The sequence below is a fragment of the Myxococcus faecalis genome (assembly GCF_050039385.1).
GTDB lineage: Bacteria > Myxococcota > Myxococcia > Myxococcales > Myxococcaceae > Myxococcus > Myxococcus fulvus.
In genome coordinates, this window is the sequence record NZ_CP144336.1 from 517910 (window position 1) to 538661 (window position 20752).

At 71.1% G+C, this 20752-nt stretch carries 21 protein-coding genes; 20 read left to right on the plus strand and 1 reads right to left on the minus strand.

Going from position 1 to position 20752, the window contains the following annotated elements; translation table 11 throughout:
• Window positions 1-34: 34 nt before the first annotated feature.
• Entirely contained in the window at window positions 35-2959 is a 2925-nt protein-coding gene (locus tag VZQ01_RS01845) for a tetratricopeptide repeat protein (protein WP_426746768.1), read from the plus strand.
• On the plus strand, window positions 2943-3512 hold the full coding sequence (locus VZQ01_RS01850) for a GNAT family N-acetyltransferase (RefSeq protein WP_426746770.1): 570 nt from the start codon (window positions 2943-2945) through the stop codon (window positions 3510-3512). Before VZQ01_RS01845 ends, VZQ01_RS01850 begins: the two co-directional genes overlap by 17 nt.
• A 6-nt stretch (window positions 3513-3518) precedes the next feature.
• On the opposite strand, the gene VZQ01_RS01855 is transcribed toward VZQ01_RS01850, so the two are convergent.
• Window positions 3519-3863 carry a hypothetical protein gene (locus VZQ01_RS01855; protein WP_426746772.1) on the minus strand — a complete coding sequence of 115 codons (345 nt, stop codon included), beginning with the start codon at window positions 3861-3863 and terminating at the stop codon, window positions 3519-3521.
• Window positions 3864-4577: 714 nt separating this feature from the next.
• Here VZQ01_RS01855 and VZQ01_RS01860 point away from each other — a divergent pair.
• From VZQ01_RS01860 to VZQ01_RS01945, 18 genes are read left to right on the plus strand one after another with little or no spacing between them, the layout of a single operon-like run.
• Complete coding sequence (locus tag VZQ01_RS01860) at window positions 4578-5309, plus strand: beta-ketoacyl synthase chain length factor (protein WP_267696623.1); 732 nt, start codon at window positions 4578-4580, stop codon at window positions 5307-5309.
• Window positions 5302-6081 carry a lysophospholipid acyltransferase family protein gene (locus VZQ01_RS01865; protein ID WP_426746774.1) on the plus strand — a complete coding sequence of 260 codons (780 nt, stop codon included), beginning with the start codon at window positions 5302-5304 and terminating at the stop codon, window positions 6079-6081. Before VZQ01_RS01860 ends, VZQ01_RS01865 begins: the two co-directional genes overlap by 8 nt.
• A complete protein-coding gene (locus tag VZQ01_RS01870; protein WP_046713101.1) occupies window positions 6068-6328 on the plus strand; it encodes a phosphopantetheine-binding protein in 261 nt (86 codons plus the stop codon). The genes VZQ01_RS01865 and VZQ01_RS01870 overlap by 14 nt, the downstream gene beginning before the upstream one ends.
• 29 nt (window positions 6329-6357) lie before the next feature.
• Entirely contained in the window at window positions 6358-6624 is a 267-nt protein-coding gene (locus VZQ01_RS01875) for an acyl carrier protein (protein WP_223750172.1), read from the plus strand.
• Window positions 6621-7172: a COG4648 family protein gene (locus VZQ01_RS01880; protein ID WP_223750173.1), complete on the plus strand. Its 552-nt coding sequence runs from the start codon at window positions 6621-6623 to the stop codon at window positions 7170-7172. Before VZQ01_RS01875 ends, VZQ01_RS01880 begins: the two co-directional genes overlap by 4 nt.
• A complete protein-coding gene (locus VZQ01_RS01885; protein WP_426746777.1) occupies window positions 7165-8859 on the plus strand; it encodes an ApeI family dehydratase in 1695 nt (564 codons plus the stop codon). Before VZQ01_RS01880 ends, VZQ01_RS01885 begins: the two co-directional genes overlap by 8 nt.
• Window positions 8856-9593 (plus strand): glycosyltransferase family 2 protein, encoded by a 738-nt coding sequence (locus VZQ01_RS01890; protein WP_223750175.1) that lies wholly within the window; start codon window positions 8856-8858, stop codon window positions 9591-9593. Before VZQ01_RS01885 ends, VZQ01_RS01890 begins: the two co-directional genes overlap by 4 nt.
• On the plus strand, window positions 9590-10534 hold the full coding sequence (locus tag VZQ01_RS01895; protein WP_223750176.1) for a lysophospholipid acyltransferase family protein: 945 nt from the start codon (window positions 9590-9592) through the stop codon (window positions 10532-10534). Before VZQ01_RS01890 ends, VZQ01_RS01895 begins: the two co-directional genes overlap by 4 nt.
• Window positions 10509-12065: an HAL/PAL/TAL family ammonia-lyase gene (locus VZQ01_RS01900; RefSeq protein ID WP_426746779.1), complete on the plus strand. Its 1557-nt coding sequence runs from the start codon at window positions 10509-10511 to the stop codon at window positions 12063-12065. The genes VZQ01_RS01895 and VZQ01_RS01900 overlap by 26 nt, the downstream gene beginning before the upstream one ends.
• Window positions 12055-12474 carry an acyl-CoA thioesterase gene (locus VZQ01_RS01905; protein ID WP_046713096.1) on the plus strand — a complete coding sequence of 140 codons (420 nt, stop codon included), beginning with the start codon at window positions 12055-12057 and terminating at the stop codon, window positions 12472-12474. Before VZQ01_RS01900 ends, VZQ01_RS01905 begins: the two co-directional genes overlap by 11 nt.
• Complete coding sequence (locus VZQ01_RS01910; RefSeq protein WP_223784758.1) at window positions 12471-13079, plus strand: LolA family protein; 609 nt, start codon at window positions 12471-12473, stop codon at window positions 13077-13079. Before VZQ01_RS01905 ends, VZQ01_RS01910 begins: the two co-directional genes overlap by 4 nt.
• Complete coding sequence (locus VZQ01_RS01915; RefSeq protein WP_408890752.1) at window positions 13069-15366, plus strand: MMPL family transporter; 2298 nt, start codon at window positions 13069-13071, stop codon at window positions 15364-15366. Before VZQ01_RS01910 ends, VZQ01_RS01915 begins: the two co-directional genes overlap by 11 nt.
• The gene (locus VZQ01_RS01920; protein ID WP_426746780.1) at window positions 15363-16592 is read left to right on the plus strand and encodes an NAD(P)/FAD-dependent oxidoreductase; all 1230 of its coding nucleotides are present in this window, start codon (window positions 15363-15365) and stop codon (window positions 16590-16592) included. The genes VZQ01_RS01915 and VZQ01_RS01920 overlap by 4 nt, the downstream gene beginning before the upstream one ends.
• Window positions 16580-17146 (plus strand): DUF3261 domain-containing protein, encoded by a 567-nt coding sequence (locus VZQ01_RS01925; RefSeq protein ID WP_426746782.1) that lies wholly within the window; start codon window positions 16580-16582, stop codon window positions 17144-17146. Before VZQ01_RS01920 ends, VZQ01_RS01925 begins: the two co-directional genes overlap by 13 nt.
• A gap of 4 nt (window positions 17147-17150) precedes the next feature.
• Window positions 17151-18329 (plus strand): beta-ketoacyl-ACP synthase, encoded by a 1179-nt coding sequence (locus VZQ01_RS01930; protein ID WP_426746784.1) that lies wholly within the window; start codon window positions 17151-17153, stop codon window positions 18327-18329.
• Window positions 18329-18793: a hotdog family protein gene (locus VZQ01_RS01935; protein ID WP_426746785.1), complete on the plus strand. Its 465-nt coding sequence runs from the start codon at window positions 18329-18331 to the stop codon at window positions 18791-18793. The genes VZQ01_RS01930 and VZQ01_RS01935 overlap by 1 nt, the downstream gene beginning before the upstream one ends.
• A complete protein-coding gene (gene fabG / locus VZQ01_RS01940) occupies window positions 18786-19517 on the plus strand; it encodes a 3-oxoacyl-ACP reductase FabG (RefSeq protein WP_223750183.1) in 732 nt (243 codons plus the stop codon). Before VZQ01_RS01935 ends, fabG begins: the two co-directional genes overlap by 8 nt.
• A complete protein-coding gene (locus VZQ01_RS01945) occupies window positions 19514-20752 on the plus strand; it encodes a beta-ketoacyl-ACP synthase (RefSeq protein WP_141325835.1) in 1239 nt (412 codons plus the stop codon). The genes fabG and VZQ01_RS01945 overlap by 4 nt, the downstream gene beginning before the upstream one ends.

Consider the following 20752-nt stretch of genomic DNA (forward strand, 5'->3'; position numbering starts at 1 on the left):
TTGACCGCCCACGTCGGTTATCGTCACCACGGTCATGGAATGCATCGAGACACGACGACTCTTCGCCTTCGCACTGGGTGAGCTGGACGTCGAAGCGACGCATGAGGTGGAGCAGCATCTTGATTCCTGCGCCTCCTGTCGAGCACTCCTGGCGGAGGCCGCGCGTTCGCGGGACGAGGAGGCAAGCCCCCCGTCCTCGACGCCCGCGACGCCCACCTCCGCGCGCTCGTGGATCGAGCGCGGGGCGCTGCTCGGGCGCTACGTGGTGCTCGAGCGCATCGGCTCCGGGGGCATGGGCGTCGTCCACGCGGCGTATGACCCGGAGCTGGACCGGCGCGTCGCGCTCAAGCTGATCCGCATCGACTCCAGCAGCTCCGCCCACCTCGAGCGCGCCCAGGCGCGGCTGTTGCGCGAGGCCCAGGCCACCGCCCGCGTCATCCACCCGAACGTCATCACCATCCACGACGTGGGCCGCTTCGGTGAGCACGTCTTCCTGGCCATGGAGCTGGTGGACGGCACCACGCTGCGCGCGCACATCCGCGCGAGCAAGGGCCCCAAGGACTGGCGCGAGACGCTGGGCCTGTTCATCCAGGCCGGGCGCGGGCTCGCGGCGGCGCACGCGCAGGGGCTGGTGCACCGGGACTTCAAGCCCGACAACGCGCTCGTCGGCAAGGACGGGCGCGTGCGCATCACCGACTTCGGGCTGGCGCGCATCGTCGAGGGCGTCGAGGACACGCCCACGCCCACCCCGAGCGGCCCACCCGCCCCGCTGCGCAGCGAGTGGCACACCCGCTCGGACATGGTGCTGGGAACGCCGGCCTACATGGCGCCCGAGCAGAAGCGCGGCGAGCCCTCCGACGCGCGCAGCGACCAGTACAGCTTCTGCGTCGCGCTGTACGAGGCCCTCTATGGCAAGCGCCCCTTCACCCCGGCCGAGCCCGCGAGCCCCGGCACGCAGATGCCTGTCCGCGTGCCGCCCGGACCTCGGCCACCACCGGGCTCGGATGTCCCGGTGTGGCTGCATCAGGTGTTGCTGCGAGGACTCGCCGCCTCGCCGGAGGCGCGCCACGAATCCATGGACGCGCTTTTGCGCGGGCTCAGCCATGCCCCCGGGACCCGGTGGCGCCGCGCCGCGCTCGCCACGGCCGCGGGGCTGGTGTTGCTCGTGGGAGGCGCCGTCCTGCACCGCACCACGTCCGCGTCGCCCTGCGCCAGCAACGAGCAGGCCCTCGTCGGCGTCTGGGATGAGGCCCGCGGGGCCGCCGTGCGCGCGCGCTTCACCCAGAGCCCCCTGCCCTACGCCGCGGGCGCGTGGAGCGAGGTGGAGCGCACGTTGAACGGCCAGGCACGGGCCTGGCTCACCGCGAGCCACGAGGCGTGTGTCGCCACGCGCGTGAAGGGACAGCAGACGGAGCGGCTGCTCGAGCGACAGGTCATCTGCCTGGACCAGCGGCTCAAGGACCTGGGCGCCGTGGTGGACACGCTCGCCGCCGCGGACGCGCAGGTCATCCAGAACGCGACGCGCGTGGTGCACTCGCTGGAGAGCGTGTCCGTCTGCGCCAACCTGGCCGCGCTGGCCGCGCCCGAGCCGCCGCCCACCGACGAGGCCAGCCAGAAGCACATGGAGGCCCTGCGCACCCGACGGGCCCAGGTGCGCGCGAAGCTCAACGCGGGCCAGGTCGCGCCCGCGCTCCTGCTGGCGAACGAGGTGGCGGCCGAGGCCCACGCCATCGGCTACGGGCCGCTCGAGGCAGAGGTGCTGGACCTGCTCGCCGAGACGCAGGGGAAGAACCTCGCGTACCGCGACGCCATCAAGACCCTGCACCAGGCCATCCAGGTGGCCACCGCCAGTCGCCATGACCGACAGGCCGCCGAGTCGTGGGCGGGCATGATCCGCCTGCTCAGCCTGGTGGGACCGGAGGTGGACCCGGACGGCGCCGTGCCCGGACACGCGGAGGCGGCGCTGCGCAGGCTGGGCGGCGACGCGCGCATCGAGGCGATGTACTTCCGCAACCTCGCCAGCCTCCACCGCAGGCGCGGGCGACGCGAGGAGGCGCTGGCCGCGAGCCAGCGCGCGGTGGAGCTGGCGCGCAAGCTCTACACCTCGAACGAGCCGGAGCTCGGCACGGCGCTGTTGACCATGGGCCACGCGCTCCACGAGTTCGACCGCCACGCGGAGGGGATTCGCTTCCTCACCGAGGCGGAGGCCATCTACCGGGAGAAGTACGGCCCCGAGCATCCGTACCTCGCCACCGTGCTCAGCAACCTCGCCGTCTTCAACGTGCGGCTCGGCGACATCGAGGCCGCGCTCCGATACGGGCGGGAGGCGCTGGCCATCAACCAGCGCGTCTACGGCGAGGAGAGCGAGGCGGTGGCCAGCGCGTACCACAACCTGGCGGGGTTCCTGATGGAGCAGGGGCGCCCGGAGGAGAGCCTCCAGCACTACATCAAGGCGGCGCGCATCCACGAGAAGGTGCAGGGCCCCGACGCCAGCGACGTGGGCGCGTCCCTCTCACGCATGGGCCTGGTGCTGGCCTCGCTGGGGCGGCACGAGGAGGCGCTGAAGCACCACCAGCGCGCGGTGACCATCCGCGAGAAGCGCTACGGTCCCCAGGATGCCCGGGTGGGGATGGAGCTGATGAACGTCGCCGATGACCACCTGGGCCTGGGGGAGTCGCGCAAGGCCATCCCCCTGCTGGAGCGGGCCCTCGGCCTGCTCGAACAGCCCTCCGCCGAGCGCTACGCCGATGAGCTGGCCAGCGCCCGCTACTCGATGGCCCGAGCGCTCGAGGCCGAGCCCGGCCAGCGCCAGCGCGCCCTCACGCTGGCGAACGCCGCGCAGCGCTACAACCAGTCCCACCTGCCCGCCCGTACCCAGCAGTTCAAGGACGTCGAGCGCTGGCTCGTGCGACACACCGCGCCTCGTCTATCCTCCCAGCACCATGGCAAGCCCCTATGAGGTGACGGCGGTGCGCGGCCCGTCGGAGCTCCCGCGAATCCTGGAGCTGCAGCGCAGGAACCTGAAGCAGGTGCTCGAGGATGACGAGATGCGCTCGCAAGGCTTCGTCACCGTGGAGCACGACGTGACGGCCCTGGAGCAGATGCACGCGCTGGCGCCCAGCATCGTCGCGCACCACGGCGACGAGCTGGTGGCGTACGCGCTGACGATGCCCCGCGAGTGCCGGGCGCTGATGCCCCTGCTCGTGCCCATGTTCGACCTGCTCGACACGCTGGAGTACCGGGGGCGCGCGCTGCGAGAGCAGCGCTTCTACGTCATGGGGCAGGTCTGCGTGGACAAGGCCCACCGGGGCAAGGGGCTCTTCGACCAGCTCTACGCGAAGCACCGGGAGCTCTACCGCGGCCGCTTCGACCTGCTCGTCACCGAGGTGTCGGCGCGCAACACGCGCTCGCTGCGCGCCCACGAGCGCGTGGGCTTCAGGACGCTGCACACCTATCGCGACGCCACGGACGAGTGGGCCGTGGTGGCGTGGGACTGGAGCGAGGCGCCCTGACGCCGGCTACCACCACGCGGAGCAGCGCCCCGTGCTCGTGTTGCACAGCCGCAGCAGGAAGCGCTGGACGCCCGAGTACTCGCCGCTCCAGGCCGCGTTGAAGACGTAGCCGTCCGCGTAGAACTGGAGCCGGGTGCCGCTGGCGTGGCTGCTGGTGGACCACGTGCCCCGATAGACGCCACCACCCATCGCCGTCCACGTCTTGCAGACGTTCGCCCGGCGGTTCCCGGGCGCCGTCAGCATGGTGCAGGCCCGCGCCAGCTCCGCGGCGGCGTCGGGAGGCGCCTCGGGGACGGGTTGTGAACCGGCGACACCCGCCGCGGCGAGGATGCCTGCGAGGACCTGGAACATGGTGTGACGCTCCTGCCCGGGGCCCGTGCGGCCCACAGCGGGCTGTCGAGGGAGCGGCCAAGCTGCCTCCGGTCATGCATCGCGGCAACGAGCCCCGAAGGGACGGCCACGCGCCGACGCGTGACACCTGACTGCGGGACAGTTGCGCATGCGGGGCGCGCGGGGACCGCCTCCGTCGCCCGGGAGGAGCGGACCGCCGCCGTATGTCATTGCCCCGCGTGTCATCCCGGCCCGGCGCACGCTTCGCGCCAACGCGCTCCGCCCGGTTTCTTCGAAAGCGCGGGGCCCGCGGCGTCGATTCCTCCCTGGCGGAAATCACGGGGTCCGGCCGCTTGCGCAGTCCCTCGGTGATCCGGGTCGTCATCACACCATGGGAAACCACGAGGTCTCTCCTACCCTCTACCACCCAGGGTCTGGAGGCGGCGCACGGGGCGTCACCATTCCGGACGGCACGCTCGCGCGCTCGTGGCCCAGGGCCCTCGACGCGGAATCGACCCGTGGGCGGGCGCCGGCCACCTCCCCACCGGCCATGCGAGCGCGCCATCCGCCCCACCCCTCTCGGCCCGGTGCGGGCGCGGCGTAGCATGAGCGAGTGAATGCGCGGGTGCACTGTCTCGTCCTCGGAGGCAACGCCCCATCGGAGCCAATTGTCTCGTATATGATGCTTTGGTAGAGGACCGCCGCAGGCAGCACCCGCCTTTCTTCCCCGCCATCATGGTTTTTTCCGTCCACCACTGGGCCGCGTGGGCTCCTGGGCTTTTCGGGCAAGACGCCTGGAGGTCCTGGCTCTCCAAGCCCCATCCACTCCCGTCCGAGGGGACGCCTCCCCTGACGGAGATGCCGCCGATGATGCGCCGTCGGGTGGACAGGCTGGGCCGCATCGCGCTCCAGGCGGCGTACACGTGCCAGGCGGACGCTCCCGCGTGTCCCCTGGTGTTCGCGTCCCGCCATGGGGACATGGGCCGCTCGGTGGACCTGCTGGAGCAGCTCGCGAAGTCCACCCCGCTGTCGCCCACGTCCTTCAGCCTGTCGGTGCACAACGCCATCGGCGGGCTGTACTCCATCGCCCGGGGGGATTTGACGGCGCAGAGCGCGGTGGCCGCGGGCGCGGAGACGGTGGAGGCCGCCTTCGTGGAGGCGTGCGGGCTGCTCGGCGAGGGCGCTCCGGAGGTCGTCGTCATCGTCTACGACGAGCCCCGCCCCGCGCCCTTCCAGCACTTCCCGGAGCAGACGTCCCTGGCGCACGCCTGGGCCTGCAGCGTGAGGCCCGCGGGCGACGGCCCGCGCTTCCGGCTGTCCTGCGGCGCCGCGGAGGGTGTCCATCCCGCGCCGACGCCGGAGGGGCTCCCGGAGGAACTGTCCGTGCTGCGCTTCCTCGTCCTGGGCGACGCGCGCCTGGAGCGGGTCCTGGGCTCGCGCCTGTGGCGGTGGGAACGCGATGTCTGAGCGCCTCAACTATTACTGGCGCGTGTTCGCCACGGGCTTCTGCTTCGCCACCTTCGGGCTGGGCGGGCTGGCCCTGCGCATCTTCTTCTTCCCGCTGCTGTCGCTGCTGGTGCGCGACCGGCCCCGGCGCACGCGGCTGGCCCGGCTGGCGGTGCATTACTCCTTCCGCTTCTTCATCGAGCTGATGCGCGTGGTAGGCGTGCTGGCCTACCGCATCGAGGGCGTGGAGAAGCTCGCGCGCCCCGGCCTGCTCATCCTCGCCAACCACCCCACGCTCATCGACGTGGTGTTCCTCATCTCGCTGGTGCCCAACGCGGACTGCGTGGTGAAGGCGAGCCTGGCCAACAACCCCTTCACCCGGGGGCCCGTGGAGGCCACCGGCTACCTGTGCAACGACTCCGGCCCGGAGCTGGTCAAGGCGTGCATCGCGTCCGTGAAGGCGGGCAACAACCTCATCATCTTTCCCGAGGGCACCCGCACGCCGGTGACGGGGCCCATGAAGCTGCAGCGCGGCGCGGCCAACATCGCGGTGCGCGGGCCCTGTGACATCACCCCCGTCACCATCCGCTGCCAGCCGCTGAGCCTCACCAAGGGCCTGCCCTGGTGGCGCGTGCCCCCCTCGAAGATGAACTTCACCATCGTGGTCCAGGACGACCTCCAGGTCGCGTCCATGGTCGACGAAGCGCACGGAGAGGCGCTCGCGGCCCGCCATCTCACCGAGAGATTGCACGACTACTTCTCCACGGAGACACAACGTCATGCAGGTGCTTGAGCAGGAGATAAAGAAGCTGGTCATCGAGACCTTGAATCTCGAGGACGTCAAACCCGAGGACATCGACCCGGGTGCGCCGCTGTTCGTCGAGGGCCTGGGGCTGGACTCCATCGATGCCCTGGAGCTCGGCCTGGCGCTGCAGAAGACCTATGGCGTCGCCCTGGCGAGCGACTCCCAGGAGAACCGTCGTCACTTCGCCAGCGTGCGCGCCCTCGCGACCTTCGTGAGCGCCCACCGCAAGTCCTGAGCATCCACCATTCATTCGAGGGGGCCCTTATGCACCACATGACCAAGAACCAGCTCTTCGAGAACCTGCGCACGCTCCTGCAGGACACCTTCGACATCGACCCGGCGCGAATCACCCCCGAGGCCCGCCTCCGGGACGACCTGGACATCGACAGCATCGACGCGGTGGACCTGCTGGTGAAGCTCAAGCCCGTGACGGGCAAGCGCATCTCGCCGGAGGTCTTCAAGTCGGTCCGCACCATCCAGGACGTCGTCGACGCGCTGCACAGCCTGCTCGACGAATCCGTGGCGGCGTGAAGCACCTGCGTCCAGCGCTGCTCGGCGTGCTGAGCCTCGCGTACCCGCTGTTGATGTACAGCGGGCTGGGCCGGTTCGAGCCTCGCTGGATGGCGATACCCCTGGTGGTCATGGCCGTCCTGCGCGCCGTGGCCACGAAGGAGCGCGTGTGGCTCGTCACCGCCGCGCTCGCGCTCGTGCTCGCGGGCACCAGCATGCTGGGCAACCACGCCCTGCCGCTGAAGCTCTATCCGGTGCTCGTGAACTCGATGCTGCTCGCCGTCTTCGCCACCAGCCTGGTGTATCCGCCCACCGTCATCGAGCGGCTGGCGCGGCTGCGCGAGCCCCAGCTCCCGGCGTCGGGCGTGGCCTACACGCGGCGGGTGACGCAGGTGTGGTGCGGCTTCTTCGTCGTCAACGGCGGCATCGCGCTCGCCACGGCCCTGTGGGCGAGCGACGCCACGTGGGCGCTGTACAACGGGCTCATCTCCTACGGCTTGATGGGGCTGCTCTTCGCCGGCGAGTGGCTGGTGCGCCGACGCGTGAGGGCGGGCCACGTCCATGGCTGAGAGCGTCGCCCTCGAGGAGCTCCTCACCCACGGCCGCCCCTCCGACTTCCCGGTGGCGCTGCGGGACGGGCACGTGCTGGGGTTCGCGGCCTTCCAGGCCCGGGCCGCTGGCTGGCGCGCGGCATTCGAGCGGCGCGAGGGTCGGCGCCTGGCGCTGTACTTCGAGGACACGTACGAGTTCGCCGCCGCGCTCCTGGGCGCCTGGCACGCGGGGAAGTGTGTCTACCTGCCGTCCGACGTCCAGCCCGCCACGCTGGAGCGGCTCGCGCGCGAGGTGGAGGGCTTCGCAGGACAGGTCCCCGCCTCGCTCTCCCCGCTCGTGCCCGAGGAGGCCCGGCGCTCCGACTGGAGGCCGCTGTCCTCGGGGGCGCGCTCGCTGGTGGTCTACACCTCCGGCTCCAGCGGCGAGCCCGCGGCCATCGGCAAGCACCTGGGCCAGCTCACGCGCGAGGTCCACACGCTGGGCCGCCTCTTCGACGCGCGCGTCGGCGACGCCCGCGTGCTCGCCACCGTCTCGCACCAGCACATCTACGGGCTCTTGTTCCGGGTGCTCTGGCCGCTGACGGCGGGCCGGCCCTTCCTCGCGCGGAGCCTGCCGTATCCGGAGGAGCTGCTCGCGGAGCTGACGAAGGGCCCCTCCGTGCTCGTGGCCAGCCCCGCCCACCTCAAGCGGCTGCCCGGGACGCTGGCGTGGGAGGGCGCTCGCGGGAGCCTTCGCGCGGTGTACTCGTCCGGAGGGCCGCTTCCCACCGAGGCGCTGCACGCGTGCCGGACGCTCCTGGGTCAGGCGCCGGTGGAGGTCTACGGCAGCTCGGAGACGGGCGGCATCGCGTGGAGACAGCGCTCGCGCGAGGACGACGCGGGCTGGACGCTGATGCCGGGCCTGGAGGTCCGCCTGGAGGACGACGCGCTCGCGGTCCGCTCCCCGCACCTGCCAGAGGACAGCTGGTTCCAGACCGAGGACCGGGCGCGGCTCCTGCCGGAGGGCTTCGAGCTGCTGGGGCGCAAGGACCGCCTGCTCAAGCTCGAGGAGAAGCGCGTGTCGCTGAGCGCCATGGAGCGAACGCTCGTGGCGGGCGGGCTCCTCACCGAGGCGCGCGTGGTGCCGCTGCAAGAGGGCCTGCGGGTGACGCTCGCGGTGGTGGCGGTGCCCACGGCCGCTGGCGGGAGGCTCCTCACGGAACAGGGCAAGCGCTCGCTGAACCAGGCCCTGCGGGAACAGCTGGCCCACGGCTTCGAGCCTGCTGTCCTTCCGCGTCGATTCCGGTATCTGGAGGCGATGCCAGTCAACAGCCAGGGCAAATCCACCGAGGCGGCACTCACCGCCCTCTTCGACTCCCGCAGGCCGCCCCTGCGCGTGCTCGAGCAGGGTCCGGAGAAGGCCGTGCTGAGCCTGGAGACGCCGGCGAGCCTGCCCCAGTTCAAGGGCCACTTCCCCCAGAAGGCCATCCTGCCCGGAGTGGCGCAGATTGAATGGGCCATCCAGTTCGCCCGCGAGCTGTTCACGCTGCCGCCCCACTTCCTGCGCATGGAGGTGGTGAAGTTCCAGCAGCTCATCGTCCCCGGGACGCAGGTGACGCTGGAGCTGACGTGGAGCGCGGCCAAGGGCAGCCTCCACTTCAAGTACACCTCCGAGGCCGGCACCCACGGGAGCGGCCGCATCCTGTTCACCGAGGTCCACGGATGAAGGTCTGCGCGGTGATTCCCGTCTACAACCACGGCGAGGCCGTGGGCGCGGTGGTGCACGCCGTGCGCTCGCATGGACTGCCGTGCGTGCTGGTGGACGACGGCAGCGAGCCGGGCTGCGCGCGGGTGCTGGACTCGCTCGCGGCAAGCGACACGTCCGGTGTCTCCGTGGTGCGCCTGCCCCAGAACGAGGGCAAGGGCGGCGCGATGATGGCGGGCCTCAAGGCGGCCCAGGCCGCGGGCTACAGCCACGCGCTGCAGATCGACGCCGACGGTCAGCACGACACCGGCGACATCCCGCGCTTCCTGGAGCTGGCGAAGGGCGCGCCCGACAAGCTCGTCTGCGGCACGCCCGTGTACGACGAGTCGGTGCCCAAGGGCCGGCTGTACGGCCGCTACGCCACGCACATCTGGGTGTGGATCAACACGCTGTCGCTGGCCATCCGCGACTCGATGTGCGGCTTCCGCGTCTATCCGCTGGCGCCCACCGTGGCGCTCATCGACCAGGTGCGCATCGGCAAGCGGATGGACTTCGACGTGGAGGTGCTGGTGCGGCTGTACTGGCGGGGGATGGGCATCCTCAACCAGCCCACCCGCGTGCGCTACCCCACCGACGGCATCTCCCACTTCGACGTGCTCTGGGACAACGTGCGCATCTCCGGCATGCACGCGAAGCTGTTCTTCGGGATGCTGGCGCGGCTGCCGCTGCTCCTCTGGAGGAAGGTCTCCTCATGAGGGCGCGGCACTGGGCGGAGATGGGAGAGAGCACGTTCGTGCTCGGCATCTGGCTCCTGTACTGGGTCCACCGGCTCCTGGGCCGCTGGCCGTTCCGCCTGTGCCTGTACCCCGTCGTGTTCGTCCACTGGCTGTCGCGCCCCGTGGTCCGCGACGCGTCGCTGCAGTACCTCACGCGCGTCCAGGCGGCCACGGGCGCCATCGGCCACACGCCGGGCCGGAAGGACAGCCTCAAGCACCTGGTGACCTTCGCGGAGACGATGCTCGACAAGCTGCTCGCCGTCAGCGGCCGCTACCGCTTCGAGCAGGTCCGCACCGAGGGGCGCGAGCAGTTCTACGAGGTCGTGAAGCAGGGCAAGGGCGGCATCATCGTCACCGCGCACATGGGCTGCCTGGAGCTGTGCCGGGCCATGGCGGAGAAGCGCGGCGAGGTGAAGCTCCACATCCTGGTGCACACCCGCCACGCCGAGCAGTTCAACCGGCTGCTCAAGCGGCTCAACCCCGACAGCATGTTCCAGCTGGTGGAGGTCACCGACATGGGGCCGGGCACCGCCGTGGCGCTGGAGAAGTACGTGGCGGCGGGTGAGTTCGTGGTGATTGCCGGGGACCGCGTGCCGGTGAACGCCAGCCAGACGGTGGACGTGGAGTTCCTGGGGCACCCGGCCGCCTTCCCCGTGGGGCCGTACGTGCTGGCCTCGCTGTTCAAGTGCCCGCTGTACCTCTTGGGCTGCATCCACGAGAACGGCGGATACACCATCCACTTCGAGTGCCTGGCGGAGAAGGTCGAGCTGCCCAGAGGCAGGCGCGTGCCCGCGCTGACGGAGCACGCCAGGCGTTATGCCGGACAGGTGACGGCGCTCTTGAAGCGCTCACCGTTCGATTGGTTCAACTTCTTTCCCTTCTGGGATCAGGCGAATGTCTCCGCCAGGAATCAAGAGTGAGCGCGCGGTCCGGTTCGATGGGAGCCGGCTCGCCATCGAGGACGTGTCCGCGCTGTCGCGCCGCGAGCGCGAAGCCGAGCTGAGCACCGCCGCGGAGTTCCGGGGACGCATCACCCGGGGCGCGGAGTTCCTGGACCGGCTCCTGGCCGAGGACGGGCACATCTACGGGGTGACGACGGGGTACGGAGACTCGTGCACCGTCACCATCCCCCCGGAGCTGGTGGCCGAGCTGCCGCACCACCTCTACGCCTACCATGGCATCGGCGCGGGCCGCTTCCTCACCCCCGAGGAGACGCGCGCGGTGCTCGCGGCCCGGCTGGCGTCGCTGTCGCAGGGCGTGTCCGGCGTGGGCCTGGGGCTGCTCCACCAGTTGGAGCAGTTCCTGCGCCTGGACATCCTGCCGCTGATTCCGGCCGAGGGCTCGGTGGGCGCCAGCGGTGACCTGACGCCCCTGTCCTACGTGGCCGCCGCGCTGTGCGGTGAGCGCGAAGTCCTCCACCGGGGCGAGCGCCGTCCCGCGGCCGAGGTGCTGGCGAAGCACGGGCTTGTGCCCCTGAGGCTGCGCCCCAAGGAGGGGCTGGCCATCATGAACGGCACGGCGGTGATGACCGCCCTGGCCTGCCTCGCGTGGGAGCGCGCGGAGTACCTGAGCCGGCTGGCCACGCGGCTGACGGCCTTCAACGTGGTGGCGAGCGCCGGCAACGCGCACCACTTCGACGAGGCCCTGTTCGCCGTCAAGCCGCACGTGGGCCAGCAGCGCGTGGCCGCGAGGCTGCGGCAGGACCTGGCCACCGAGCGCCCCAGCCGCAACGAGCAGCGCCTGCAAGACCGCTACTCGCTGCGCTGCGCGCCCCACGTCATCGGCGTGCTCGAGGACGCCCTGCCCTTCTTCCGCGCGCAGATTGAGAACGAGCTCAACAGCGCCAACGACAACCCGCTCATCGACCCGGACAGCGAGCGGGTGCTGCACGGCGGGCACTTCTACGGCGGCCACATCGCCTTCGCCATGGACGGGCTGAAGAACGCGGTGGCCAACGTGGCGGACCTCTTGGACCGTCAGCTCGCGCTGCTGGTGGACACCCGCTACAACCACGGCCTGCCGTCCAACCTCTCCGGGGCCACGGGCCCGCGCGCGGCCATCAACCACGGCCTCAAGGCGGTGCAGATCAGCGTGTCCGCGTGGACGGCGGAGGCGCTCAAGCAGACGATGCCCGCGTCCATCTTCTCCCGCTCCACCGAGTGCCACAACCAGGACAAGGTGAGCATGGGCACCATCGCCGCGCGCGACTGCCTGCGCGTCCTCGAGCTGTCCGAGCAGGTGGTGGCCGCCATGCTCATCGCGGCGCGTCAGGGAATCGCGCTGCGGCAACGCGTTGCTCAAGGTTTGAATCTCACGGCGTCTCTGGCGTCGATGCAGGCCGAGCTGGAGCAGCGAATCCCGTTGGTGGTGGAGGACCGCGCGTTGGACCGTGAGCTGCAAGCGCTGCTGGGGGCCATCCGCGCCCGTGAGTGGAGGCTCTATGAAGCCTGACCTCAGCCACGAAATCGAGCTGACGCCGCCCTTCCATGACATCGACCTGATGGAGGTCGTCTGGCATGGCCACTACGTGAAGTACCTGGAGCTGGCGCGGTGCGCGCTCCTGGCGAAGTTCGACTACGACTACCCGCAGATGCTGGCGTCCGGCTACGCGTGGCCCGTGGTGGACATGCGGCTGAAGTACGTGCGCTCGGCGACGTACGGGAAGGCGCTCAGGATTCGCGCCGAAATCACCGAGTGGGAGAACCGGCTGCGCATCGACTACGTGCTGCGCGACGCGGCCACGGGCCAGAAGGTGAACCAGGCCCACACCATCCAGGTCGCCGTGTCCATCGCCACCAAGGAGATGCTGTACGTCTGTCCGCCGGTGCTCTGGCAGCGGCTGGGGGTGAAGCCCGAATGAAGCGCGTGCTCCTGCTCGTGGCGCTGCTCTGGGGAGCGGCGGCGAGCGCCCGTGACGTCGTGTCCCAGGTCCGCGAGCGGCTCGTGGATGTGCCGCTGCTGCGCGGCGACTTCGAGCAGAAGAAGACGGTCTCCGGCTTCAAGAAGCCGCTGGTGTCGCGCGGGGTCTTCCTCCTGTCGCGCGAACAGGGCGTGCTGTGGGACACGAAGGCGCCCTTCGCCTCCACCCTCACGCTGACGCGCAAGTCGCTGAGCGCCGAGCAGGGCACGGGCGCGGCGGCGTACCACCTGGACGCGAGCAAGGAGCCGGGGCTCGCCGCGGTGAACGAGGTGATGTTCGCGCTGCTGTCCGGCGACGTGAAGGCGCTCTCCAGGCGCTTCAAGGTCGAGGGGGAGCTGGTGGGCGCGGCGGGCTGGAAGCTGACGCTCACGCCCACGGACACGGGCCTGCAGCGCGTGTTCCGGAGCATCCACCTGGAGGGCGACCAGTACGTGCGGCGAGTGCAACTGGAGGAGGCCCGAGGCGACTCGAGCGTCATCCTCTTCGACAAGCTGAGCCAGACGCCTCCTCCCAGCGACGCGGAAGCCGGACGCCTTGCGAAATAAGTGGGCCATCCTGTGGCTGCTCGTGGTGCTCGTCGTGGGCGCGCACCAGGTCCGGTTCTGGCGCTCGGCGCGCCTGGACACGGATGTGCTGGCGCTGCTGCCCGAGGACGAGCAGGCCCCCGAGGTCGGCGCCGCCACGCGCAAGCTCGCCGACCAGGCCGGCCGTGAGCTGGTGATGCTGGTGGGCGCGGCGGACTGGGAGTCCGCTCAGCGCGCGGCGGACGTCGTCAAGGCGGAGCTGTCGCGCGAGGACTCGCCGCTGAAGGCCTCCGCGCTGGATGCGTCCTCGCTGGAGACGGCGCTGGAGCTGTACCGGCCCTATCGCGACAGGCTGCTCACCGCCTCGCAGCGCGAGTGGCTGGCGAAGGCGAGCCCGGAGGAGCTGGGCGGCACCGCGCTGATGAAGCTGTACCAGCCCGCGGGCCCCAAGCTGACGGACTGGGAGGCGGACCCGCTGGGACTGTGGCCCGACTGGTGGGCGGCGCGCGCATCGGAGAGCACCGCGCGTCCGCGGGATGGACGCCTGTGGTTGTCGGGCGAGGGGCGTGAGTGGGTGCTGCTCGCGTGGCACAGCCAGGTGTCCGCCTTCGCGCTGGGCGACGAGGGGAACATCACCTCCGCGGTGGCGCGAGCGCGCGCGACCATGGAGGCCCAGGTGCCCGGCAGCCGGATGGTGTCCGCGGGCGTGCCGCTGTACGCGGAGGCCGCCGCGTCCCAGGCCAGCTCGGAGATGTCCACCATCGGCATCGGCTCGCTCGCGGCGGTGCTGTTGCTCGTCTGGCTCACGTTCCGCTCGGTGCGGCCCATCGTCCTGGTCGGCGTGTCGCTGGCGCTCGGGTGCGCCGTGGCGCTGAGCGTCACGGCCCTGGTCTTCGAGCGGGTGCACCTGCTCACCCTGGTGTTCGGCTCCAGCCTGGTGGGCGTGGCGGAGGACTACGGCTTCCACTACTTCGCCGCGCGCCAGGGCAGGCCGCCCTCGGAGCGCTGGCCGCTGATGCGCGGCCTCCTGCCTGGCATGGTGCTGGCGCTCGCCACCAGCGTGGTGGCGTACCTGGCGCTGGGCGTGGCGCCCTTCCCCGGCCTGCGGCAGATGGCGCTCTTCTCCGCCACGGGCCTGGTCGCCGCGTTCCTCACCGTCGCGTGCTGGTTCCCCCTGCTGGACACGGGTGAGCTGCCGGTGACGTCCTTCGCCACCCGCTTCGGCGCGTCGCTGTCGCGCTGGCCGCGCTTCACGCACACGCCCGCGTGGTGGGTGGGCACGGCGGTGCTCGGCCTGTTCGTCGTCGGCGGCCTGTGGCGGCTGGGCACGCGCGACGACGTGCGCCAGCTCCAGAACGCGCCCGCGCACCTCATCTCCGACCAGCGCGAATTGGGGCGCCTGCTCGGCCTGCCCAGCCCCGCCCAGTTCTTCCTGGTGGGCGGCGGCGACCCGGAGCAGGTGTTGGAGCGGGAGGCCGCGCTCAAGGTGAAGCTGGACCCGCTCGTCACGCAGAAGGTGCTCTCGGGCTACCGCGCGGTGTCGGACTGGCTGCCCAGCATGGCGCGGCAGCGCGCGGACGCGGAGCTGAGCGCGCGCGCGGAGGCGCAGGCGGTGGCCGCGGTGGCCGAGGCCACGGGCGAGGCCCCCACGCGCGCCCGCTTCGCCGACGACGTGCTCACCCCCGAGCGGCTGTTGGCCAGCCCCGCCTCGGCGGCCATCCGCCAGCAGTGGCTGGGCCAGCTGGGCGACGGCCACTTCAGCATCGTCATGCTGCGCGGGCTCAATGACCCGTCCGTGCTGCCGCGCGTGGCCGAGGCCGCACAGGGCCTGGAGGGCGTGCGCTGGGTGGACAAGACGCGGGAGATCTCCAGCCTGCTGGAGCGCTACCGCCGGCTCATGGGCGGGCTCATCGTGCTGGGCTACGTCGCGGTGCTGCTGCTGCTCGTCGCGCGCTTCGGCCGACAGGCCTGGCGGGCGTGGGTGCCCACCGCGCTGGGGACACTGGTGACGCTGGCCTGCTTCGGCTGGGTCGGCGAGCCGCTCCAGCTCTTCACGGTGCTCGGCTTCATGCTCCTTTTGGGCATGGGCGTGGACTACGGCATCTTCATGCTGGAGCACCCCGGGGACAACTCGGCCTGGCTCGCGGTGGCGCTGGCGGGCGTGAGCACCCTGCTCTCCTTCGGACTCCTGGGACTCTCCGCCACGCCGGCGCTGCGCTCCTTCGGACTCACCATGTTGTTGGGCGAAGTCACCATCTGGGTGCTCACGCCCTGTTGCAGACTGCCATCAGGCAAGGACGTGTCGTGAAGATCGAAAAAACGGAAGTCGTCATCATCGGGGCGGGTCCGTCGGGTTCAGTGGCGGCGGGCATCCTGCGCAAACAAGGCCGTCAGGTGTTGATCCTGGAGCGCGAGGAATTCCCCCGCTTCTCCATCGGAGAGAGCCTGTTGCCGCAGAGCATGCAGTACATCGAGGAAGCGGGGATGCTCCGCGACGTCGTGGAGGCGGGCTTCCAGTACAAGAACGGCGCGTCCTTCGTACGCGGCGACAAGTACACCGACTTCGACTTCCGCGAGAAGTTCTCCCAGGGCTGGGGCACCACGTACCAGGTGCAGCGCGCACACTTCGACCACGTGCTGGCGCTCGCCGCCGAGCGCATGGGCGCCACGCTGCGCTTCCGCCACGCCGTGGAGTCCGTGGACGTCTCCGGCCCCACGCCGGAGCTGACGGCGCGCGGCCCCGACGGTGAGCCCTACCGCGTCCAGGCCCGCTTCCTGCTCGACGCCAGCGGCTTCGGCCGCGTGCTGCCCCGCCTCCTGTCGCTGGAGACGCCGTCCAACTTCCCGGTGCGCGGCGCGCTCTTCACGCACGTGGAGGACCGCGTCGCGCCGGGCACGTTCGACCGCAGCAAGATCCGCATCACCGTGCACCCCCAGCACGTGCACGTCTGGTACTGGACCATCCCCTTCTCCAACGGGCGCTGCTCGCTGGGCGTGGTGGCCAGGCGCGAGTACCTGGAGCAGTTCAAGGGCACGGAGACCGAGCGGCTCAAGGCCATCGTCGCCGAGGACCCGTCGCTGTCCGGCCTCCTGAAGGACGCCGTCTGGGACACGCCCGCGCGCGCCATCACCGGCTACGCGGCCAACGTGAAGTCGCTGTGGGGCAACGGCTTCGCGCTGCTCGGCAACGCGGGCGAGTTCCTGGACCCCGTCTTCTCCTCGGGCGTCACCATCGCCGTGAAGTCCGCGGGCCTGGCGGCGAAGTGCATCGCCCGGGAGTTCGCGGGTGAGAAGGTCGACTGGGAGGCCGACTACGCGGTGCCCCTCAAGGGCGGCGTGGACACGTTCCGCACCTTCGTCGAGTCCTGGTACCAGGGCGGCTTCCAGGACGTCATCTTCCACCCCAACGCCTCGCCCGAGGTGCGCAAGATGATCTCCGCCATCCTCGCCGGCTACGCGTGGGACAAGGAGAACCCCTTCGTGGCCGACAGCAAGCGCCGGCTCGGCGTGCTCGAGAAGCTGTGCGCGGCCTGAGCGCCACCCTCGCCCTGGTGGGGCTCGCCTCCTGCGTCACCCCGGCCCCGCGCCGGGGCGCGCCGGAGGTGGCCTTGCCCGCGCTCGCCCTGCCGCCGGCCTCGCTCGGCGCCAGCGTCAGCCTGACGCAGCGGCTGAGCTTCGCCCACGAGATGGACCCGGGCGGCCCGCGCTCGCTGGAGGCCCTGCTGGAGGTCGACCCGGCGGCGCTGCGCCTGGCCGGCTTCGCGCTGGGCCAGCGGGTCTTCACCATGGAGTGGGACGGTGAGCGGCTGGAGGAGCAGCGGGACGCGCGGGTGCCCGAGCAGTTCCAGGCTCGGACGGTGCTGCGCGACATCCAGTGGGTCTACTGGCCCGCCCCCGCGGTGCGGGATGCGCTCCCGCCAGGATGGACGCTTGAGGACGGCCCGGGCCAGCGGGTCCTGCGGTATGGAGACAAGGAGTGGATGTCGGTGCGCTATGGTGGAGAGCCCCGCTGGAAGGGCCGCGCGGAGCTGGTCAACGCGGCGGAACACTACCGGCTGACCATCGACTCCCAACCCACGGAGGAGTGAGCCCGTGACGCCGCCCGTCTTCCTCAACCACCTCGGCGTGGTGTGCGCCCTGGGCCATGGCACCACCGAGGTGGCCCAGGCCCTCTTCGGCGCCCAGCCGACGGGCGTGGCCCCCAGCCCCGACTTCGCCTCCCGCGTGCTGCACGTGGGGCAGGTCACCTCGCCGCTCGTGGCCACGGACGCGCTGCCGGTGCACCTGCGGAGCCGCAACAACGCGCTCCTGCTCACCGCGCTCGCCCAGGTGCGTCCCGCCGTGGATGAGGCCCTGCTGCGCTACGGGCCCCAGCGCGTGGCCGTGGTCCTGGGCACCAGCACCTCCGGCATCGGCGAGAGCGAGGCCGCCATCAAGGTCCGCGAGGCCACGGGCGAGCTGCCCGCGCACTTCGACGTGCGACAACAGGAATTGGGCTCGCCCGCGCTGGCGCTCAACCACGTGCTCGGGGTGAACGGGCCGTCGTTCGTCATCTCCACCGCGTGCTCGTCCAGCGCCAAGTCCCTGGCCACCGCGGCCCGGCTCCTGCGCTCGGGAATCGCCGACGCGGTCATCACCGGCGGCGCGGACGCGCTGTGCGCCTTCACCGTGGCGGGCTTCGCCTCGCTCGACTCGGTGAGCGAGGCCCGGTGCAACCCGATGAGCGTCCACCGCCGGGGCATCAACATCGGGGAAGGCGCGGCGCTGTTCCTGATGACGCGCGAGCCGGGGCCCGTGCGGCTCGCGGGCTGGGGCGAGTCCTCCGACGCTCACCACCTCTCCGCACCCGAGCCCGGGGGACGGGGCGCCCTGGTCGCCATGCGGACGGCGATGGAGCGCGCGGGCGTGACGGAGGCCGACGTGGGCTACGTCAACCTCCACGGCACGGCGACGCCGCAGAACGACGCCATGGAGAGCCGCGCGGTGGCCTCGCTCCTGGGGCAGGCCGTGCCGTGCAGCTCCACCAAGCCGCTCACCGGGCACACGCTGGGGGCCGCGGGCGCGCTGGAGGCGGCCCTGTGCTGGCTGACGCTCACCGACGCCCACGGGCGGCTTCCGCCCCACTGGTGGGACGGCGAGGCGGACCCGGAGCTGCCCGCGCTGGCGCTGGTGAAGCCGGGAACGGCGCTGGGGCGCCCGCCGCGCTATGTCCTGAGCAACTCCTTCGCCTTCGGCGGCAGCAACGCCGCGCTTCTGTTGGGGACGGCCTGATGCCCACGCCCATTGCCTTCGACATCTCGGAGATTGTCCCCCACGCCGACCGCATGCGGCTGATAGACAGGGCGGTGGAAGGCGACGAGGAGGGCCTGGTGGCCGAGGTGACGCTGCGCGAGGACTGCCTCTTCCAGGAAGGGGGCGAGGTGGGCGGCTGGGTGGGCATCGAGTTCATGGCCCAGGCCATCGCCGCCTACGCCGGCTGGCGGCAGCGGCTGCAGGGACAGCCCCAGCGGATGGGCTTCCTCCTGGGCACGCGCAAGTACGAGTGCAGCCGCCCGTCGTTCAAGGTGGGCGAGCACCTTCGCATCGAGGTCCGCCGACAATTCTGGACGGACGAGGGCATGAGCCAGTTCGACTGCACCCTGGGCGTGGGCGGGGAGACGGTGGCCACCGCGGCGCTGACGGTGTTCCAGCCGCCGGCCTCGGTGGACCTGACGAAGGTGGGCAAGGATGAGTGAGAAGACGGTACTGGTGACGGGCTCCAGCCGGGGCATCGGCCGCGCCATTGCCCTGCGGCTGGCGCGCGACGGCTTCGACGTCGTGGTGCACTGCCGCGCCAAGGTGGAGGAGGCGGAGGCGGTGGCCGCGGGCGTGCGCGAGCTGGGCCGCGCGTCGCGGGTGCTGCGCTTCGACGTGGCCGACCGCGCCGACACGGAGAAGGTGCTGCTCGCGGACATCGAGGCCCACGGCTGCTACTACGGCGTGGTGTGCAACGCGGGCATCGCCCGGGACAACGCCTTCCCCGCCATGCCCGCGGAGGACTGGGACGCGGTCATCCACACCAACCTGGACGCGTTCTACAACGTGCTCAACCCGCTGAGCATGCCGCTGGTGCGCAGGCGCAAGCCCGGGCGCATCGTCACGCTGTCCTCGGTGTCCGGCCTCATGGGCAACCGGGGCCAGGTGAACTACAGCGCGGCGAAGGCGGGCATCATCGGCGCCACGAAGGCGCTGGCGGTGGAGCTGGCCAGCCGTGGAATCACGGTGAATTGCGTGGCGCCGGGCCTCATCGACACGGAGATGGTGGAGCCGCACGTCGTCGAGGAGGCGCTGAAGATGATTCCGGCGAAGCGGCTGGGCAGGCCCGAGGAGGTCGCCGCCGCGGTGAGCTTCCTGATGAGCGAGGACGCCGCGTACGTCACGCGGCAGGTCATCTCCGTGAATGGAGGGCTGCTGGGATGAAGCGGGTCGTCGTCACGGGCGTGGGCGCGCTGAGCCCCCTGGGCCATGACTGGCCGCAGGTGGAGGCCCGGCTCAGGTCGCTGCGCAATGCCGTGCAGGTCATCGAGGACTGGAAGCAGTACGAGGGGCTCAACACCCAGGTGGGCGCGCCCACCGCGCCGTTCGAGCTGCCGCCGCAGACCTACTCGCGCAAGACGATGCGCGGCATGGGCCGGGTGGCGCTGCTGGCCACGCGCGCCAGTGAGCTGGCGCTCGTCGACGCGGGGCTCCTGGGCGACGCGCTGCTCTCCAGCGGGAGGATGGGCGTGTCGTACGGCTCGTCCACCGGCTCGCCGCCGAGCATCGGCGACTTCGGCCGGATGCTGATGAACAAGAGCACCGAGGGCATCACCGCCACGTCCTACGTGCGCTCCATGTCCCATACGGCCGCCGTCAACATCGGCGTCTTCTTCGGGCTCACCGGGCGCATCATCACCACGTCGAGCGCGTGCACGTCCGGCAGCCAGGGCATCGGCTACGCGTACGAGGCCATCAAGATGGGCCGGCAGGTGGCCATGCTCGCCGGAGGCGCCGAGGAGCTGGATGCCACCGGCGCCGCCGTGTTCGACACCCTGTTCGCCACCAGCACGAAGAGCAACGGCACCCCGGAGCTGACGCCCCGCCCCTTCCACGCCCAGCGCGACGGCCTGGTGCTCGGCGAGGGCGCGTGCACGCTGGTGCTGGAGGAGCTGGAGCACGCCCGGGCCCGGGGCGCGCGCATCTACGCGGAGCTCATCGGCTACGGGACCAACAGCGACGGGCGCCACATCACCCAGCCGCACTCGGAGACCATGGCCCTGGCGATGCGACTGGCCCTGGAGGACGCGGGCGTGGAGCCGGGCGCGGTGGCCTACGTCAACGCGCACGGCACCGCCACCGACACGGGCGACGTGGCGGAGAGCGTGGCCACGAACCAGGTCTTCGGCGAGCGGATGCCCATCTCGTCCCTCAAGAGCTACATGGGACACACGCTGGGCGCCTGCGGCGCGCTGGAGGCGTGGATGACGGTGGAGATGATGCGCTCGGAGTGGTTCGCCCCCACGCTCCATCTGGATGAAGCGTCGGTGGACCCCCGCTGCGCCCCGCTGGACTACGTGACGGGAAATGGCCGAAGGATCCAGGCCGACGTCGTCATGTCGAACAACTTCGCCTTCGGTGGCATCAACACCTCGTTGATCTTCCGCCGGTGGCAGTGA

Coding starts and splice junctions, on each gene's coding strand:
- VZQ01_RS01845 (WP_426746768.1), top strand. CDS start 35: ATGGAATGCATCGAGACACGACGACTCTTCGCCTTCGCACTGGGTGAG.
- VZQ01_RS01850 (WP_426746770.1), top strand. CDS start 2,943: ATGGCAAGCCCCTATGAGGTGACGGCGGTGCGCGGCCCGTCGGAGCTC.
- VZQ01_RS01855 (WP_426746772.1), bottom strand. CDS start 3,863: ATGTTCCAGGTCCTCGCAGGCATCCTCGCCGCGGCGGGTGTCGCCGGT.
- VZQ01_RS01860 (WP_267696623.1), top strand. CDS start 4,578: ATGGTTTTTTCCGTCCACCACTGGGCCGCGTGGGCTCCTGGGCTTTTC.
- VZQ01_RS01865 (WP_426746774.1), top strand. CDS start 5,302: ATGTCTGAGCGCCTCAACTATTACTGGCGCGTGTTCGCCACGGGCTTC.
- VZQ01_RS01870 (WP_046713101.1), top strand. CDS start 6,068: ATGCAGGTGCTTGAGCAGGAGATAAAGAAGCTGGTCATCGAGACCTTG.
- VZQ01_RS01875 (WP_223750172.1), top strand. CDS start 6,358: ATGCACCACATGACCAAGAACCAGCTCTTCGAGAACCTGCGCACGCTC.
- VZQ01_RS01885 (WP_426746777.1), top strand. CDS start 7,165: ATGGCTGAGAGCGTCGCCCTCGAGGAGCTCCTCACCCACGGCCGCCCC.
- VZQ01_RS01890 (WP_223750175.1), top strand. CDS start 8,856: ATGAAGGTCTGCGCGGTGATTCCCGTCTACAACCACGGCGAGGCCGTG.
- VZQ01_RS01895 (WP_223750176.1), top strand. CDS start 9,590: ATGAGGGCGCGGCACTGGGCGGAGATGGGAGAGAGCACGTTCGTGCTC.
- VZQ01_RS01900 (WP_426746779.1), top strand. CDS start 10,509: ATGTCTCCGCCAGGAATCAAGAGTGAGCGCGCGGTCCGGTTCGATGGG.
- VZQ01_RS01905 (WP_046713096.1), top strand. CDS start 12,055: ATGAAGCCTGACCTCAGCCACGAAATCGAGCTGACGCCGCCCTTCCAT.
- VZQ01_RS01910 (WP_223784758.1), top strand. CDS start 12,471: ATGAAGCGCGTGCTCCTGCTCGTGGCGCTGCTCTGGGGAGCGGCGGCG.
- VZQ01_RS01935 (WP_426746785.1), top strand. CDS start 18,329: ATGCCCACGCCCATTGCCTTCGACATCTCGGAGATTGTCCCCCACGCC.
- fabG (WP_223750183.1), top strand. CDS start 18,786: ATGAGTGAGAAGACGGTACTGGTGACGGGCTCCAGCCGGGGCATCGGC.
- VZQ01_RS01945 (WP_141325835.1), top strand. CDS start 19,514: ATGAAGCGGGTCGTCGTCACGGGCGTGGGCGCGCTGAGCCCCCTGGGC.